Origin of the sequence: Exiguobacterium sp. s157, from assembly GCF_018618205.1 — a bacterium.
Lineage (GTDB): Bacteria > Bacillota > Bacilli > Exiguobacteriales > Exiguobacteriaceae > Exiguobacterium > Exiguobacterium chiriqhucha.
On sequence record NZ_JACSLQ010000012.1, the window covers coordinates 1 to 17,281 of the forward strand.

At 51.5% G+C, this 17,281-nt stretch carries 15 protein-coding genes and 2 tRNA genes; all 17 read right to left on the reverse strand.

Features of this window, described 5'->3' with window-relative positions; all coding sequences use genetic code 11:
- Positions 1 to 362: 362 nt before the first annotated feature.
- Positions 363 to 1,853 carry a lysine--tRNA ligase gene (gene lysS / locus KNP67_RS14370; RefSeq protein WP_021068200.1) on the reverse strand — a complete coding sequence of 497 codons (1,491 nt, stop codon included), beginning with the start codon at positions 1,851 to 1,853 and terminating at the stop codon, positions 363 to 365.
- 145 nt (positions 1,854 to 1,998) lie between these two features.
- Positions 1,999 to 2,937 (reverse strand): tRNA dihydrouridine synthase DusB, encoded by a 939-nt coding sequence (gene dusB / locus KNP67_RS14375; protein ID WP_051627769.1) that lies wholly within the window; start codon positions 2,935 to 2,937, stop codon positions 1,999 to 2,001.
- Positions 2,938 to 3,016: 79 nt separating this feature from the next.
- Positions 3,017 to 3,520 carry a 2-amino-4-hydroxy-6-hydroxymethyldihydropteridine diphosphokinase gene (gene folK / locus KNP67_RS14380; RefSeq protein ID WP_021068198.1) on the reverse strand — a complete coding sequence of 168 codons (504 nt, stop codon included), beginning with the start codon at positions 3,518 to 3,520 and terminating at the stop codon, positions 3,017 to 3,019.
- Positions 3,517 to 3,882 carry a dihydroneopterin aldolase gene (folB, locus tag KNP67_RS14385; RefSeq protein ID WP_021068197.1) on the reverse strand — a complete coding sequence of 122 codons (366 nt, stop codon included), beginning with the start codon at positions 3,880 to 3,882 and terminating at the stop codon, positions 3,517 to 3,519. The genes folK and folB overlap by 4 nt, the downstream gene beginning before the upstream one ends.
- Entirely contained in the window at positions 3,875 to 4,660 is a 786-nt protein-coding gene (folP, locus tag KNP67_RS14390) for a dihydropteroate synthase (protein ID WP_214756913.1), read from the reverse strand. Before folP ends, folB begins: the two co-directional genes overlap by 8 nt.
- Positions 4,657 to 5,487 (reverse strand): aminotransferase class IV, encoded by an 831-nt coding sequence (locus KNP67_RS14395; RefSeq protein ID WP_214716322.1) that lies wholly within the window; start codon positions 5,485 to 5,487, stop codon positions 4,657 to 4,659. Before KNP67_RS14395 ends, folP begins: the two co-directional genes overlap by 4 nt.
- Entirely contained in the window at positions 5,471 to 6,055 is a 585-nt protein-coding gene (pabA, locus tag KNP67_RS14400; RefSeq protein ID WP_214716320.1) for an aminodeoxychorismate/anthranilate synthase component II, read from the reverse strand. Before pabA ends, KNP67_RS14395 begins: the two co-directional genes overlap by 17 nt.
- A complete protein-coding gene (locus KNP67_RS14405) occupies positions 6,052 to 7,431 on the reverse strand; it encodes an anthranilate synthase component I family protein (protein ID WP_214756914.1) in 1,380 nt (459 codons plus the stop codon). The genes pabA and KNP67_RS14405 overlap by 4 nt, the downstream gene beginning before the upstream one ends.
- A 94-nt stretch (positions 7,432 to 7,525) precedes the next feature.
- The gene (cysK, locus tag KNP67_RS14410; protein WP_214756915.1) at positions 7,526 to 8,479 is read right to left on the reverse strand and encodes a cysteine synthase A; all 954 of its coding nucleotides are present in this window, start codon (positions 8,477 to 8,479) and stop codon (positions 7,526 to 7,528) included.
- An 86-nt stretch (positions 8,480 to 8,565) separates the two neighbouring features.
- Positions 8,566 to 9,492: an Hsp33 family molecular chaperone HslO gene (gene hslO, locus KNP67_RS14415; RefSeq protein WP_285800929.1), complete on the reverse strand. Its 927-nt coding sequence runs from the start codon at positions 9,490 to 9,492 to the stop codon at positions 8,566 to 8,568.
- A gap of 20 nt (positions 9,493 to 9,512) precedes the next feature.
- Positions 9,513 to 10,277 carry a type III pantothenate kinase gene (locus KNP67_RS14420; RefSeq protein WP_214756917.1) on the reverse strand — a complete coding sequence of 255 codons (765 nt, stop codon included), beginning with the start codon at positions 10,275 to 10,277 and terminating at the stop codon, positions 9,513 to 9,515.
- A gap of 94 nt (positions 10,278 to 10,371) precedes the next feature.
- The gene (gene ftsH, locus KNP67_RS14425; protein WP_131472974.1) at positions 10,372 to 12,399 is read right to left on the reverse strand and encodes an ATP-dependent zinc metalloprotease FtsH; all 2,028 of its coding nucleotides are present in this window, start codon (positions 12,397 to 12,399) and stop codon (positions 10,372 to 10,374) included.
- A gap of 105 nt (positions 12,400 to 12,504) precedes the next feature.
- Entirely contained in the window at positions 12,505 to 13,050 is a 546-nt protein-coding gene (gene hpt, locus KNP67_RS14430; protein WP_021068188.1) for a hypoxanthine phosphoribosyltransferase, read from the reverse strand.
- A gap of 35 nt (positions 13,051 to 13,085) precedes the next feature.
- Positions 13,086 to 14,315, reverse strand: coding sequence for a tRNA lysidine(34) synthetase TilS (gene tilS, locus KNP67_RS14435; protein WP_214756918.1), 1,230 nt, complete (start codon positions 14,313 to 14,315; stop codon positions 13,086 to 13,088).
- A 68-nt stretch (positions 14,316 to 14,383) separates the two neighbouring features.
- Positions 14,384 to 14,455 (reverse strand) — tRNA-Glu (locus KNP67_RS14440).
- 9 nt (positions 14,456 to 14,464) lie between these two features.
- Positions 14,465 to 14,541: transfer RNA gene (locus tag KNP67_RS14445), tRNA-Met, on the reverse strand.
- A gap of 142 nt (positions 14,542 to 14,683) precedes the next feature.
- Complete coding sequence (locus tag KNP67_RS14450; protein WP_214756919.1) at positions 14,684 to 17,086, reverse strand: YhgE/Pip family protein; 2,403 nt, start codon at positions 17,084 to 17,086, stop codon at positions 14,684 to 14,686.
- Positions 17,087 to 17,281 lie beyond the last annotated feature (195 nt).

The window sequence follows — 17,281 nt, forward strand, 5'->3', positions numbered from 1 at the left end:
TTCGTCCTGAGCCAGGATCAAACTCTCCAAAGAATTTGATATAGCTCTTTAAAAATGACGAAGCTTGCGCTTCATTCAAAAATTGTAAAACTTTTTTTGCCTCATCGTTCAGTTTTCAAAGTTCGTCTGTCGCTCATTGGCGACTCTTAAAATAATACAAGTCATCGACACAGTTGTCAACCACTTTTTTTATTCTTTTCCGCTGCCATCAGCGGCAACGTTTATTACTTTACCGCATCCTTAAATAGAACGCAAGACTTTTTGCAAAAGTTTTTCTGAAAAAGTTTTTAGCCTCTTTACACCGGCAACATTCTCCATAGAAAAACCTCTCGCCCGTAAGAGCGAGAGGTTAAAACGATTCTTTACTGTTGGTGTCTCATCGTCGGGAACAATAGAACATCACGAATCGATGGTGCATTCGTCAACAACATGACGAGGCGATCGATTCCGATTCCAAGACCGCCCGTTGGCGGCATTCCGTATTCGAGTGCCTCAAGGAAATCGTTATCCAATTCATGGGCTTCGTCATTCCCTGCTTCTTTCTCAAGAAGTTGAGCTTCGAAACGCTCACGCTGATCAATCGGATCATTCAATTCCGTGAAGGCGTTAGCATGTTCACGACGAACGATGAACAATTCAAATCGATCCGTGAAGCGTGGATCTGTATCGTTCTTTTTCGCCAATGGCGATACTTCGACAGGGTGACCGGTGACAAACGTCGGTTGTAACAATGTTTCTTCGACTTTCTGCTCAAAGAATTCATTGACGATGTGACCGAATGTCATATGGTCTTGAATCTCGACACCGTGCTCTTTTGCAAGCGCACGTGCATCTTCATCAGACATCTGTTGCCAGAAATCGACGCCTGTTTCTTCTTTAACCAAGTCGACCATGTGCGCACGTTTCCAACCGACAGCCAAATGAATCGTATCTTCTCCATATTGAACGTCCGTCGTGCCAAGAACTTCTTGGGCTACGTGAGCTACGAGTTCTTCTGTCAAATCCATGATGTCATTATAGTCCGCATACGCTTCATACAATTCAATCATCGTGAACTCTGGGTTATGACGTGTTGAGATCCCTTCATTACGGAAGACACGGCCAATCTCATACACGCGCTCGAGACCACCGACAATCAAGCGCTTCAAATGAAGCTCGATGGCGATCCGCATATATAATTCCATATCAAGTGCATTATGGTGCGTCAAGAACGGACGGGCCGCCGCTCCACCTGCGATTGTATGCAACATCGGTGTTTCGACTTCCAAGTAACCGCGATGGTTCAAGAAATTCCGAATTTCCGAGATGATCCGGCTACGCAGAATAAACGTTTGACGCGAATCGTTATTCGTAATTAAATCCAAATAACGTTGACGATAGCGTTGCTCAACATCTTTTAAGCCATGATATTTATCAGGAAGCGGACGAAGTGCTTTTGTTAAGAGTTCGAACTCTTCAACATGAATCGACAATTCGCCGACGTTCGTCTTGAACAGCTTCCCTTTCACCCCGACGATGTCACCAAGGTCAGATGATTTGAATAAATCGAACGGTTCGTCACCTACGTCATTTTTACGCACGTAGATTTGGATTTGTCCTGTGACGTCTTGGATGTGGGCAAAGAAGACTTTCCCTTTTCCACGTTTCGTCATGATTCGTCCGGCAAGCGTCACTTCGACGTCTTGTTCGGCCAAGGCTTCTTTTTCAATTGCCTCATATTGTTCATGTAATTCACCGGCGTGGGCAGAACGTTCGAACCGACGTCCGAACGGGTCAAGCCCTTGTTCACGCATCTCGGTCATTTTTTCAAACCGAACCTGCATTTGGTCATTCATTTCCAACTCGTGACTCACTACTCCATTCACTCCTCTATACGTATTGGGGATGTCTAATAAAAAACTGTCAGCCTCACGGCCAACAGCACAGCCTAAACCGTTTGCTTGTGTGGTTCACTTTTTCGCCAAACAAGCTTACCACAAATCAATTTTTTTCACTAGTTCACACTTCTTGCATTTGTCGCTCGAGCTGTTCCACAAAATGATACAACACGATGCCAAAAGCATCTCGCGATTCCGTTTCGTTGATTTGCTTCCGAACCGGGCCGCTGCCTTTCAACCCTTTCAAGTACCACGCCGCATGTTGACGCATCTCGCGAACGGCCGTCACTTCTCCTTTGATGGCAATCAAGCGATCGAGGTGCAACATACAGATGTCGATTTTTTCACGCGCCGCTGGTTCTGGCGGAAGATCACCCGTCTCCAAATACTGCACCGTTTGATACAGCATCCATGGGTTACCAAGCGCTGCCCGCCCGATCATGACGGCATCGACACCATAGTGATCAATCGCATGTTTTGCTTCTTGAGGTGTCGAGATATCGCCGTTACCGATAATCGGAACCGTCGCAATCTTCTTGGCTTCGCCAATCCAATCCCAGTTTGCGGTTCCTTCATATTGTTGAGACCGCGTACGACCATGAATCGCAATCGCCGCCGCTCCTCCGGATTGAGCCGCCCGAACATTGTCGAGAATATAAATATGGTCTTCGTCCCAACCGAGGCGCATTTTGACCGTGACCGGCTTATCCACCGCATTCGAGACGGCGTTCACCATCTCGTAAACTTTGTCCGGGTCAAGCAACCATTTGGCACCCGCCTCACACTTCGTGACTTTTGGGACCGGGCAACCCATATTGATATCGATGATGTCCGCATTCGTGTTTTGATCTACGTACTGGGCCGCTCTGACGAGTGTATCTTTCGAACCGCCGAAAATTTGAAGGCTGAGTGGCTTTTCCCGTTCATCGACGTACAGCATCCGGAGCGTTCTTGCGTTCTCCAATAAAATCCCTTTATCGCTGACCATTTCAGCACAGACGAGTCCCGCGCCAAATTCTTTAGCGATCAAACGAAACGCAGGGTTTGTCACTCCGGCCATCGGGGCAAGGACGGCGCGGTTCTTTATATCGATGTTACCAATTTTGAACCCTGACACTTCTCCACTTCCTTTGCTAACGTTAAACCGAGCTGACTAATGATTGTAACGGCCCGAGACGGACGACATCTTGTCGTTCCGACGCAGGAAGGGCTTCTAGCAACGCCCGCACCGTCATTCCCTTTACCTCGACCGCCGGAGCAATCTCCGCGAACGGGGCAAGGACAAAAGCGCGTTCATGCATCCGTGGATGCGGAACAGTTAACTGCTTCGATTGTATATCTTCGCTGTTATAGACCAAGATGTCAAGGTCGATTGTACGCGGTCCATTCTTGAATAGTCGTTCTCTCCCTAGGTCCCGTTCAATCTGTTGGAGTTGAAGCAAGGCTGCTTCCGCAGAAAGCGACGGCTCGACTTCGACGACCATATTATAGAAGGATGGCTGATCTGTGTATCCGACCGGTGCCGTCTCATATACGGATGACTCTTTCGTCACCTGAAGACCGTTTACCGCCATCGCTTGAATCGCTTCTGCCAGATAGTTGGCACGCTCCCCAATGTTCGAGCCCAGCGCTACGTACATCATACGTTCCGTCTCCGTGTCATCTCAATTGCGACTGAGTCATAATGACCCGGGATGGGCGGGTCCGGCTTGATCACTTTGACGGTGACGCTTTGAATCTTGTCGCTGTGGGCCAAAACAGCCGTCGTAATGCGCTCGCCTAGCGCCTCAAGTAGATTGACCGGCTCCCCGGTGACGATGTCTTCCGTCAATTGATAGAGACCGGCGTAGCTGACCCCGTCTGATAAATCATCCGATTGTCCAGCCGGCGCCAAATCCAACTCACACATCAAATCGATGTTAAACCGTTGACCGAGTCGATTCTCTTCTGCAAACACACCGTGATAGCCGTAAAAACGCATCCCATTCACAAACATCTTATCCAATTTGTCCGCCTCCCAGCATCGCGTCCATCATGAGTGACGCTCGTTTATTCTCTCGTACGTCATGGACCCGAATCCACGCACAGCCTTTCATGATGCCTAGACACGTCGTCGCCAGTGTCCCTTCCAGTCGTTCTTCGGTCGGTAAATCAAGCGCTTGCCCGATAAATGATTTCCGCGACGTTCCGAGTAACACCGGATAACCGAGGTTCGTGATCACGTCGAGTCGATTCATCAACTCCATGTTTTGCGCATAGTCTTTCGCAAAGCCGATTCCCGGGTCTAACCAAATCATCTCATCCGGCACACCTGCCGCTTGAGCGATTTCAATCGATTCATACAAGTCACCGACGACCTCCTCAATGAAATGGCCATAATTTCGATTGTCGCGATTGTGCATCAAGATGATGGGAACGTTAAACGCCCGTGCCACTTGTGCCATCGATTGATCGCCCCACTTCGAGCCCCAGACGTCATTGATGATATCGGCCCCGGCTTCTAATGCTGCCTTTGCCACCACCGGTTTGTACGTATCGATCGAGATGAGCACGTCGAGCTCTTGCTTCAGTTGACGAATGACAGGAACGACTCGCTCGATTTCTTCTTCCGCCGAGACGAACCGGGCTCCCGGCCGTGTCGATTCCCCGCCGATATCAATCGCGTCCGCTCCGTCTTGAACGAGTTGCTTGGCGTGAGCGACCGCCTGTTCGAGCGCCGTATACCATCCTCCGTCCGAAAACGAATCCGGTGTCACATTTAAAATTCCCATGATTTTTGTCATCGCGTTTCTTCCCTCTCAATCGCATGCAACAAGACAGACCAACATGCTTTAAATTTTGCCCCGTCTTTTCCTGGATAACTGTTCCCGGCATAGTCTGTGACCGGAGCAATCTGTTGAACCGAATTGGTCAACCAAATCTCGTCTGCCTGTGTAAGTTCAGCAAACGTCACATCACGTTCCTTCACATCAAACGTATCCATCACCCAACGTCGCGTGACCCCAGCCAGAGGTCCCGTCGCGAGCGGCGTCGTCCAAAGTTGGTCAGCTTCGACCCAGAAGATATTCGAGACAAGCCCTTCTACGACATGTCCTGAGTCATCGGCGAACAGTCCTTCCGCCTCCCGATCAACGAGCATGCGCTTCCCTAATATATTGTTCATATAATGATGGGATTTTAAGCGGAATGCTGCTTCGGGCCGACTTCTCGGAAACGGGATGGCTTCCAGCCGTTTTTCCGTGGGCTGGAACGATTCCGGTAACGGCTTGACGAGCAGTGTCACGTTCGGACGAGTGTAGCGTCCGTCGTAGAGTCCAAGTGGCGCCACCCCCGCGGATACGTTCAAGCGCACATACAGGTTCGGGGTCCCGTTTTGACGAACGACGTCTTGAATCGCCTGCTCCATCTCTTGTTTCGTATACGGTAAATCAATCCATAGTTCCGCTAAGCTCTTTTCGAGACGTTCCCAGTGAAGATCAAACAAGAACGGGATGCCATTGAACGTTCGAAACGTCTCGAATAGGCCCATCCCATATAAAAATCCGTGATCTTCCACCGGAATCGTTACTTCAGAGCGGCCCCGAAGTTCGCCGTTATGCCAAAGCCACATGACGATACACCTCGACGAAATTACGAATCATGTCTTTGCCGTGTTCTGTCAAAATCGCTTCCGGATGAAACTGCACCCCTTCAATCGGTAACGTTTCATGCCGGAGTGCCATAATCTCTCCTAGGCCCGTCTCGGCCGTGACTTTCAAGCACGACGGTAAGGTATCTCGTTCGACCGCGAGCGAATGGTAGCGTGTCACGATTGTCTGTTGCGGGATGCCGTTAAACAGCGTGTTTCCGTCATGTTGAATCGCTGACGTCTTACCATGCATGAGCCGCTCGGCATGGACGACTTTTCCGCCGAACGCTTGAGCAATCGCTTGATGTCCGAGACAGACGCCAAGAATTGGGATGCGACCGGCAAACGCCTGAATCGCATCGATGCTGATACCCGCCTCACTCGGTGTGCACGGACCAGGCGAAATGACGAGATAACTTGGGGCGAGCACTTCAATTTCCTCGATTGTGATGTCATCGTTACGACGGACGACGAGTTGTTCACCGAGCTCCCCAAAGTATTGAACTAAATTGTATGTGAACGAGTCATAGTTATCGATGAGTAAAATCATACCGTCGTCTCCGTCCTTTCTTTCGCCGTCCATAGCGCTTTCGCCTTGGAAAGTGATTCAGCGTACTCCGCTTCAGGATCCGAATCAATCACAATCCCGGCACCAGCCTGAACATGGGCGATTCCGTCCTTGACGACCATCGTCCGAATCGTGATGTTGAACACGAGGTCATCATCCCAACTAAGCCAGCCGTATGAGCCGGTATAAATCCCGCGTCGGACCGGTTCGAGTTCTTCGATGATTTCCATCGTCCGGATTTTCGGTGCCCCGGTGATGGTGCCGCCCGGGAACATCGCACCGAGTGCTTCGGCTCCCGATACGCCGTCCCGCATCAAACCGCGCACGTTCGAGACGATATGTTGGACGTGCGAGTACTTCTCGATGACCATCAGCTCATCGACATGCACTGTCCCGTAAGCCGCGACTTTGCCCAAGTCGTTTCGTTCAAGGTCGACGAGCATGACGTGTTCGGCCCGCTCTTTCTCATTGTCGAGCAGCGTCCGAGCCATTTCCAGATCTTCCGCCTCATCTCGTCCTCGTGGTCTCGTCCCAGCAATCGGGCGGGTCGAGATGGCGGCGCCATGTTTCTCGAGCAACAGTTCCGGCGAAGCCGACACCATCGTGAGCGAATCGTCAACGAAATAACCCATATACGGTGAAGGGTTCACTTTCCGGAGCGTGTCGTAGATGTGACGCGGGTGTGCGAGTAGCGGTTCCGACTGCCGGACGCTCAAGTTCACTTGGAACACATCGCCCTCGACGATGTAGTCTTGAATCTTTTGCACCGCCGTCACGAAATTCTCTTGTGACAATGAACGTGAACGTTCGAGCGTTCCGCTCGCGACCTGTGGGAACGAATAGTGCGTCTCGGTGTGCCAGAGGGCGACAAAGCGATCGAGTTTCACTTCTAACTGATTGTCCGTCGTAACGAGCATATATAAAAGTGATTCTTCTTCATCGAAGACCGCTACTTCATCGAACAGCAAGAACGAGACGTCCGGTGTCGCCAAATCGTCTGCCGCCTGCCGCGGTAAACGTTCGAGCGTCCGGGCTACGTCATAGCTCACATAGCCGATCATCCCGCCAAAAAACGGGGGAGCGCCAGCTGGCCGCTCGGTGGCGTACCGGGTCCGGATTGTTTCGACGATGTCGAGCGGGTCACCGTAAAGTGTTTCCGTCGCCTCTGATGTCTCGAACGTTCCGACCCCATCTTTCACGTGAAGCGTAGCGAACGGTTCAATCCCGGCCATTGTATAGCGGCCGACGCGTCCGCTCTCTAACCACGCATAATACTTCTTCCCTTCCGTCAATGTCATATATGTGTCGTACATCTTCTCTTTTGTCATACTCATGGTTTTGAACGCTGTTTGTCTCACGCCACATTCCCCCGTTCCACTGATTCATGCCTTTAATTGTACACAAGAAAAGGCAGTTACCGAAAGAAGTTGTCTCCCGGTAACTGCCGTTTGTTTACGAGCGCACGCTATCTGATTCTTCATCGAATTGATAGAGCGGTGTGCTGAGGTAGCGTTCTCCGTTTGACGGGATGATTGCCAGCACGTTTTTCCCTTTGCCGAGACGTTTCGCCGTATCGACAGCCGCTGCGATCGCCGCCCCAGATGAGATGCCTCCGAGCACGCCGTTCGTTTTGGCCGCAAGACGTGCGTATTCGAACGCCTGATCGGTCGTGATTTGAAGGACACCTTCATAAATCTCCGTATCTAGAATCGACGGGATGAACCCGGCCCCGATCCCTTGGATTTTATGCGGGCCTGGTTTACCACCCGACAAGACCGGTGAATCGACCGGTTCGACCGCTAGGATTTGAACGTTCGGATAGTGGACTTTCAACACTTTACCCGCTCCCGTGATTGTTCCACCTGTCCCGACGCCGGCGATGAACGCATCGACTTGAAGGCCTGACGCATCGAACGCGTCGACGATTTCAGGTCCTGTCGTCATCTCGTGCACGTTCGGGTTAGCTTCATTGTTAAACTGCTGCGGGAGGAAATAACCGTTTTGTTCAGCCTCTTCCGTCGCACGGCGAATCGCTCCGCCCATCCCTTCAGGACCCGGCGTCAAAATGAGTTCGGCACCGTAGCCACGAAGCAAATTGCGACGTTCCATGCTCATCGTTTCCGGCATGACCAAAATCGCTTTATAGCCTTTGGCCGCACTGACCATGGCGAGACCGATTCCCGTGTTCCCACTGGTCGGTTCGATAATCGTATCTCCTGGTTTCAAGACCCCTTCTCGTTCAGCCGCTTCAATCATAGCGAGCGCAATCCGGTCTTTTACGCTAGAGCCCGGGTTCATATACTCCAATTTCAAGTAAACCGTGGCATCTTCAGCGCCAGTCAATCCATTCAACTTCACAATCGGTGTCTTTCCAATCAAGTCTGTTACTGAATCTACGATACGCATTTCATTTCCTCCTCCATAATTCCGACTATTCCGATATTGTAATCATACCCTATCAGATTCAAAATATGCAATTTGGAGTAAAGCGGTCAACGTGCTTGTTGTTTCATCGTTTCTAATTGTTCCGCCGAGAAGTGGTATTTCTCGCCGCAGAAGTGACAAACCGCTTCAGCGCCGCCATCCTCTTCAATCATGTGACGAATCTCTTCGGCACCGAGCCCGATAATCGCGCTTTCCATACGGTCGCGGCCACATGTGCAATTAAATTGAACCGGTTTTTGATCCAACACTTCGAGGCTGTCGCCAAGGAGCATATGGAGCATTTCTTCCGGTGTTTTCTCTTCACCGATGAGGACCGACACTGGCGGGAACGTCTTGAGCGCCTGTTCAAGCGCTTGAATCGTCTCTTCTGACGCATCCGGCATCAATTGAACGATAATGCCACCGGCCGCAAGAATCGATTCATCTTCTGGAAGGACGAGCACACCCGCACCGACGACTGACGGTACTTGTTCTGACGTCGCAAAGTAGTACGTGAAGTCTTCGCTAATCTCACCCGTTTGAATCTCAGACGAGCCGCCGACAAAGTCTTTCAAACCGAGGTCTTTAATGACCGAGATCGTCCCGCGTCCGACGGCTTCACCGACTTTCAACTTTGTCAAACCGTGATCATTCACAAACGTGCCGCCTTCGACACGAGGATGTGACACGTAACCGCGCACGTCTCCCGCCGCATCGGCATCGACGATGATTTTCCCAATCGGTCCATCGCCTTCGACTTTGAGCGTCACGCGAGCGGCGCCTTTTTGCATCGCACCGATCATCGTCCCGATCGTCATCGTGCGACCGAGCGCTGCTGAAGCGACCGGTGTCGTCTGGTGACGGAGTTGCGTTTCAAAGATTGTTTTTGTCGTCCGGACGGCAAACGCGCGGACTTCCCCGTTGAACCCGAGGGCACGGACGAGGTAATCGGCTTTCATTTGGTCAAGTAATGCTTGTTGTTCTGGTTGAATCATATCGAGTAACTCCTTTAAGTTTATTTCTGGTTGCGCTCATAGATGAGACGAAGCCCATCGAGCGTCAAAAATGAATCGACGACATCAATCGTCTCTGCATGCTCGCTAATCAAACGCGCGAGACCGCCCGTGGCAATCACGGTCGCTTCTCCGACTTCACGTTTCATACGACCGACAATGCCATCGACTTGTGCGACATAGCCGTAATACGTCCCGGACTGCATCGCTTGAATTGTATTTTTCCCAACGACCGTAGGCGGTGTCGCGAGCTCGATGCGCGGCAGCTTGGCCGCCCGTTGATAGAGCGCCTCGACCGAAATCATGATCCCCGGTGAAATGACGCCTCCGTGATAACGGCGGTTCTCATCAATATAGCAGTACGTCGTCGCCGTTCCGAAATCGACGATGATGAGCGGTCCATCATACTTGGCGATTCCAGCGACCGCGTTGACGATGCGGTCCGCTCCGACTTCACGCGGATTATCAACATGAATGTCGAGACCGGTTTTCACGCCGGGACCGACGACAATCGGTCGGACGTTAAAGTAACGCTGCGACATCTGCTCGAGCGGAAAGATGACCGGTGGAACGACCGAAGACAGAATCACACCGTCAATCTGATCGAATGAGACGTTCGAATGATCGAACAGTGATTTCACGAGCATGCCGTATTCATCGGTCGTTTTCGTGCGGTCTGTCGAGATGCGCCAATGATGGACGAGTGTCTCGCCGTCATACATCCCAAGGACAATATTTGTATTCCCAACATCAATCACTAAAATCATGATAGCGTTCCTCACTTTGTTGTCAATTACAGTTCGCTCGAATTATAACACGAAAAAAGACGAATGCCTTGTTTAGGGCATTCGTCTCTTACACTTACCGTGATTCGTTGTTCGGGCGTTCCGTCGGTGTCGCTTCCGGCTTATCGCCTTCAGGGACAACATCCGGCTTCGCTTCTTGAACGACTCCAGGCTGATCGATGACTTGTCCGTGCTTGACGGCCGCCTCATCTTTCTTCGCTTCGTCGCTTGCATCATCTTTCGATGGTTCAGACGGCTCTTCCGGTTCGTGCGGAAGATATTCGCGCGTCTTAATCAAGTGACGAATCTGTTTCGAATCGAGCGTCTCGACTTCGAGCAACGTCTTCGCGACGAGTTCGAGATCGTCTCTACGATCCGTCAAGATTTGTTTCGCTTTCGCGTAACAACGGTTGATGATATCACGAATCTCGAGGTCGATGTCTTGTGCAATCGCATCCGAGTAGTTCTGTTCCGTTTGGAAGTCACGGCCAAGGAAGACTTGTCCACCATGGTTTGACCCAAGTTGGAGCGGCCCGAGCTTGTCGCTCATCCCGTAATCCATGACCATCTTCCGGGCGATACCAGTCGCACGTTGGAAATCATTGCTTGCTCCTGTTGACACTTCACCGAAGATGACGTCTTCCGCCACGCGGCCCCCGAGGAGACCGACGATTTTATCTTCAAGCTCAGGTTTCGTCATGAAGTAGCGATCTTCTTTTGGAAGCATGACGACATAGCCGCCTGCGTTACCGCGAGGAACGATCGTCACTTTATGCACTTCATCTGCATTCTCAAGTTCAATCCCGATAATCGTATGACCCGCTTCATGATAGGCGACGATTTGTCGTTCTTTCTCCGAGATGACACGGCTCTTCTTAGAAGGACCGGCGATGACGCGGTCAATCGCTTCCTCGACATCCACGACTGATACCGCTGAACGGTCAGACCGGGCTGCGACGAGCGCCGCTTCGTTCAATAAGTTTTCAAGGTCAGCACCTGAGAATCCAGGTGTCCGCTGCGCAATCGACTTCAAGTCGACTGTCGAATCAAGTGGCTTGTTGCGGGCGTGAACTTTGAGGACTGCTTCACGGCCTTTAACATCCGGACGATCAACCGTGATTTGACGGTCAAATCGACCTGGGCGAAGAAGGGCCGGGTCAAGAATATCCGGACGGTTCGTCGCGGCAATCATGATGATCCCTTCGTTGTCACTGAATCCATCCATCTCGACAAGAAGTTGGTTAAGCGTTTGTTCACGCTCGTCATGTCCACCACCGAGGCCAGCGCCACGTTGACGTCCGACCGCATCGATTTCATCGATAAAGATGATACACGGTGCGTTCTTTTTCGCATTCTCGAACAAGTCACGTACACGTGACGCCCCGACACCGACGAACATTTCGACGAAGTCAGAACCTGAAATTGAGAAGAACGGTACACCGGCTTCTCCTGCAGCTGCACGAGCGAGCAATGTTTTACCTGTTCCCGGAGGACCGACAAGCAAGACACCTTTCGGAATCCGTGCCCCGAGTTTCGAGAACTTACGTGGGTCTTTCAAGAATTCAACGACTTCGATGAGCTCTTGCTTCTCTTCATCTGCTCCGGCAACGTCTTCAAACGTCACACGACGCTTCTCTTGATCGTATAATTTCGCCTTCGATTTCCCGAAGTTCATCACACGACCACCACCACCGCCACCTTGGGCTTGGTTGAGCAAGAAGAAGAATAAGATGAAGATGATGATGAACGGTAAGATCGCGAATACGATGCTGAACCAGCTACCACTCGACTCTGCTTCTTCGATTTTGATGTCGGTATCCGCGCGAAGTGACGAGAGCACTTCGGCGTATTCGGCCTCGTTGGCCGGGATATTCGTTTCAAAACGCTGATCTTCGTCTCCTGTTAGATCTCCTGTAATTGAGATGGCTCCCGGAATTTCTTGTACGGTTGCCGTTTCAATCCGACCTTCTTCCACATATTCCAAGAACTTCGAATACGTGAGCGTCTCGCTCTGGCTATTCGGGTTTTGTAAATATTGAAGGAACAAGATCAAGGCTAGGAAAATCACACCGAAAACTAAGGTGTTTTTCACTGCACGATTCATTCTCTGCCTCCTATTCCGAGAAACGATGTTCTCGCCCATTCAGTATATGTGTATACTTTGGGTATTTCTTTTATCTTAACACGACGCATTTTCAAAAGAAAAACGTTAGCCCCCGTAAATGCTCGGCTTGAGCACACCGACGTACGGAAGGTTACGATATTTCTCTTCGTAATCGAGACCATAGCCGACAACAAACTCGTGCGGAATAACGAAACCGCTATAATCTGCCGACAATCCGTTCTTGCGGCCCGTCGGTTTATCGAGAAGCGTCACGATTTTAACCGATTTGGCTTTGCGGTACTTGAGCAGGTCGACGAGATAGCCGAGCGTGAGTCCACTATCAATGATATCTTCTACAATCAAGATGTCGCGTCCTTCTACAGATGTATTTAAATCTTTCTCAATTTTAACTTCACCCGTCGATGACGTTCCGCCATGGTACGTCGACACGTCCATGAAATCCATTTCTAAATGGATGTCCATTTCTTTGACTAGGTCTGACATGAATGGCATCGCACCTTTTAACACGCAGACGAGGAGTGGAAACTCTTCTTTATATTCTTCGCTAAGTGTTGTAGCGAGTTCTTTCACTTTACCTTGAATCTCTTCGCTTGAAATCAGTACTTTCTCCATATCGTTCATTAATGACATCTTAAAATCCTCCTCTTTCTTATCCGACACAATCATCATTTTACCATTAATCGTGGGCACATCGCACCCGACTTATCCGGAAAATCGGAAACTCTTACCCCTACTATAGCGATAATCCGTCCCGTTGCGTCAACTACCAATGGGACAAAAGGCCGTTTTTCTCGCGGAATCTTCGCGTCAATGAAGATGCGGGCGACTTTTTTCGTCCCGATGGACAGTTTCATCGCGTCCCCAGCCTCAACAGAGCGGATGATTAACGGCAACTCGATTGCCTCGAGCGGGATGCCGTCCGTATCATCCTCAACGTCTAGTGAGAATAACGAAGTCCCGAACACTACATGTGCTGGGAAGGTCGTTACCACTTGTTTGTGTGGGGCTAGGAGCGATTGACCAGTTGCCTGTAACGATAAGAGCCCGTCTTGTTTCCGCAGGCCCCATGACCCCTCTAAGTCGAAGTGGCCAGAACCTTGGGCCCTCGTTAACAGACGGTCGATCGCGGTCCCCACCTCTACCCCGTAGCGCATTGATAGCAGGCGCCCGACGGTGTATCGTTCGACAGGATTTAGACACATCAAGTTATCCGATTTCACGTGAAACGCTTTCATCTCGAGTCGCACGTTGTCCTGGATCCAATTCTCCATCTGTCGGTAGCGGGTCCGCCACAATTCGCGTTGATGCCGAGCTGTTTCGCTCACAACTTGAACAAGATCCGGTTGCGACGCGAGGAGCTGGGGCACGATCTGATGCCGCACTTGATTGCGCAAATATTCGGTCGTGGCGTTGCTCGCATCTTCTCGCCATTCAAGTCCGTATCGTTTGGCATAGGCAATCAGTTCCCGCTTCGGTTCCGATAAGAGCGGACGAACGAGTTCTCCTCCTGCGAACGGACGACGCTCAGGAATCCCCGTCACTTCGACGACGTTACGCTGCAGTTGAATGAGGACGGTCTCGAGTTGGTCATCCGCGTGATGGGCCGTCATCAGTTGTGTATATCCGAACTTCTGCATAACCTGTTCAAAGAACGCATATCGTGCCGTCCGGTAACTCGCCTGCGAACCGCCGTTCGGGAAAGCGAGCCGTTTGCCATGAAATGGCACGTCGTACTTGTCGGCCAAACGTCGCACAAATTCATACTCTTCATCCGACTCGGGACGCAGTCCATGATGGACATGGGCCACGCCCACTTCCATACCGTTCCGAATGACCCGATCCAACAAGACGACCGAATCGATTCCACCGGACACGGCAACCAATACTCTCGTCATCCGTCCGCCTCCTTGATATAACAAAAGAAGCCATCTCGAGTGAGATGGCTTCTTTTCGCTTAGGTAAGTGACCCGTACGGGATTCGAACCCGTGTTACCGCCGTGAAAGGGCGGTGTCTTAACCGCTTGACCAACGGGCCTAAATAAAATGGTAGCGGCGGAGGGAGTCGAACCCACGACCTCACGGGTATGAACCGTACGCTCTAGCCAGCTGAGCTACACCGCCATGTTATTGTTGTGTCCTAAGCACATTTTCTATAATAACCAGTACCCACGCCAGTGTCAATTCTTTTTTAAAAGTTTTTTTACAAAAAAATCGTGTATAGTGTCGTCTTATCCACTATACACGATTTTCAGTTCGTTGTGCATCACGCTTCTGACGTCGTCAGCCGATATTTTTTCTTCCAAGCGATGCGGAAATATCCCCATAGCAGGAAGAAGCAAGCGGTTGAGACGAACGCCAAATAGATGATTGCTTGTTGCAGGTAGCTCCAGCCGTCCGCTGACAAGATTTCTTTATAGCCCGATACGGTGTATGTCATCGGCAACCAGGCGTTAAACGGTTGGAGGGCGCTCGGAATCAGTTCGAGCGGGAACGTTCCAGCCGACGTCGTCAATTGAAGGATCAATAAGACGATGGCGACGAAACGGCCCGGATTTCCGAGCGTCGTGACGAGTAGCTGCACGATTAAGAGGAACGTGATGCTGACGAGCCAACTGAATCCGAAGAACTGGAGCGGCGCCTCGACTTCAAGTCCGAGCAACATGACCATCGCCACATCCAAGACGAGCGCTTGAATAAATCCGATAACGAGCAACACACCTGATTTTGAGACGAGCCATGACAGGCTGCGTTTCGGTTTTCCAGCCGGATCGTACAGCGGATAGACGATCGAGAGCAAGAGCGCCCCGACGAATAGTCCGAGTGACATGAAGTACGGTGCAAAACCCGTTCCGTAGTTCGGGACCTTGTGAATCGATTCGTTGACGACCGTGACCGGTCCGGCCATCATGTCGACGTTATCGTCTCGGATGTCGATCGCGGCCGCTTCGGCCCCATCGGCGAGCGCGTCCCGTAACTTGCTGTTACCAGCCGCAAGTTCGGACACTCCGTCTGCGAGCTGGTCGCTACCTGACTGGAGGTCTTTACCGCCCTCTGCCAAACGTACAGCCCCGTTCGCGAGTGTATTCGTGCCCGCGCCGGCGCTCTTCGCCCCGTCTGCGAGTTTCGAACTCCCCTCTGACAAGGCGCCCGTCGCCTCGGTCAACTGCGTACTGCCGGACGCGAGTTCGGCGGTCCCGTCTTTCAACGCTCCGACGCCGGCGTTTAAGCGATTGCTTGCCGAAGCCAACTCTTTCGAACTCACGGCTGCCGTTTGCGCCCCTTGTTCCACTTGGGTCGACCCATCCGCCAACGCCTGTGCCCCGCTTGCGAGTTCGGCTTGTCCGTCACGTAACGTCACCAGTCCCGAAGCGAGTTCATTGGCACCAGCCTCTGCTTGCGTCAATCCGTCACCGAGCGCGGCCTGTCCTTCTTTCACACGCGTCGCTCCCGTGGACAGTGCATCGAATCCAGCGGCCGTCGCTGTTTGACCTTCCGCCAATTGAGCCACAATCGTCTGTAGCATCTCTGGTGAAGCAGGTTGCCCTGCCTCGGCGAGTGCTGACAGCTGGGTCATCAACTGATCTTGAGTGGCCAACATTTCTGTCTTCATCTGACCGATTCCGGCCACGAGTTCCGTCTCTCCTGCCATCAAGGCGGCATTCCCTTCTTTCGCCGTCGTCATCGCGGCCGCCAATTCATTTGAACCGGCACTCAATTGCTCACTGCCGTCCTTCGAACGCTGAATCCCGGCCGCGAGTTGTTGAACGCCTTGATTGAGAGAAGCCGTCCCGCTGTGCAATTCCTCCAACTTCGAGGCGAACGTGTCTGTCCCTTCGACAAGTTGGCTCGTTCCGTCTTGAAGGGCAGACGCCCCGTCATTCACTTGACGTGCCCCGTCTGATAAGGCGGCGCTACCTGCATAAACTTGCTGGCTTCCCTTCGCCAATTCCGTCGTCCCTGTCTCGAGTTGGGCCACACCTTCATTCAACCGACTCGCCCCGTCAGCCAATTCTTGTTGTTTTGAAGCGAGCAATGCGGTCCCGTCGGCCAATTGGGTCGCCCCCTGTTCGGCCGTCTGCGATCCATCTGCTAGTTTTCCCGCCCCAGCCGCCGCTTCATCGAGTCCAGCAGCGGCATCTTGAATCCCGTCACGCATCGCACTGACGTACTGTTTCGCGACTTCGGTTGACAGTTCACCTTTCACTTGCTCCATCGCGGAACCGCCGATTTGAGCCGCTAAAAAGTTATACGATTCATTGGCAATATATTTGAGTTCGAGCTTCTCAGGTTGTTCGCTGAGCGCCGTCGTCGCTTTTTCTGAGAAGTTTGCCGGAATCTCAATCGCCATGTAATAGTCATGATCGTTCAACCCTGACTCGGCTTCTTGTTTCGTCGTCTCGATAAATTCGAACGCCTCAGACGTCTTTAACTTCTCAACGAGTTCGTCCCCGACGGCAAGTTGCTCCCCGTCGAACGTCGCTCCCTGGTCTTCGTTCACGATCGCCACCGGCAAGTCTTTCATCTGTCCATACGGATCCCAAAACGCCCATAAGAACATCCCGGCATACATGAGCGGCACGAGTGCGACCGCGAGAATCGGGACCCAGACCCGAGGATTCTTCCCGATGCTTCTCCATTCCGCCAACCACAGTTTCCATCCATTCATCTTCATTCTCACCTTTCACTTATAAAACATAACTATTTTTTCATGTTCCCTATTGTGCTCGCTTCCTCGAAAAAATGCAACCCTTTTTAGTTATTTTTCATAACAAAAAAGAATCAAAAAAAAACCACAGACTATAAAAGTCTGTGGTTCGTCGTCTTCTTGAGGAAGACCGTCTATCGTTACGAGTAGAAGCTG

Coding starts and splice junctions, on each gene's coding strand:
- folK (WP_021068198.1), bottom strand. CDS start 3,520: ATGATGTACGTAGCGCTGGGCTCGAACATTGGGGAGCGTGCCAACTAT.
- folP (WP_214756913.1), bottom strand. CDS start 4,660: ATGACAAAAATCATGGGAATTTTAAATGTGACACCGGATTCGTTTTCG.
- KNP67_RS14395 (WP_214716322.1), bottom strand. CDS start 5,487: ATGTGGCTTTGGCATAACGGCGAACTTCGGGGCCGCTCTGAAGTAACG.
- ftsH (WP_131472974.1), bottom strand. CDS start 12,399: ATGAATCGTGCAGTGAAAAACACCTTAGTTTTCGGTGTGATTTTCCTA.
- cysK (WP_214756915.1), bottom strand. CDS start 8,479: ATGCGTATCGTAGATTCAGTAACAGACTTGATTGGAAAGACACCGATT.
- pabA (WP_214716320.1), bottom strand. CDS start 6,055: ATGATTTTACTCATCGATAACTATGACTCGTTCACATACAATTTAGTT.
- KNP67_RS14420 (WP_214756917.1), bottom strand. CDS start 10,277: ATGATTTTAGTGATTGATGTTGGGAATACAAATATTGTCCTTGGGATG.
- hpt (WP_021068188.1), bottom strand. CDS start 13,050: ATGTCATTAATGAACGATATGGAGAAAGTACTGATTTCAAGCGAAGAG.
- KNP67_RS14450 (WP_214756919.1), bottom strand. CDS start 17,086: ATGAATGGATGGAAACTGTGGTTGGCGGAATGGAGAAGCATCGGGAAG.
- hslO (WP_285800929.1), bottom strand. CDS start 9,492: ATGATTCAACCAGAACAACAAGCATTACTTGACCAAATGAAAGCCGAT.
- dusB (WP_051627769.1), bottom strand. CDS start 2,937: ATGGCCGGAGTGACAAACCCTGCGTTTCGTTTGATCGCTAAAGAATTT.
- tilS (WP_214756918.1), bottom strand. CDS start 14,315: ATGACGAGAGTATTGGTTGCCGTGTCCGGTGGAATCGATTCGGTCGTC.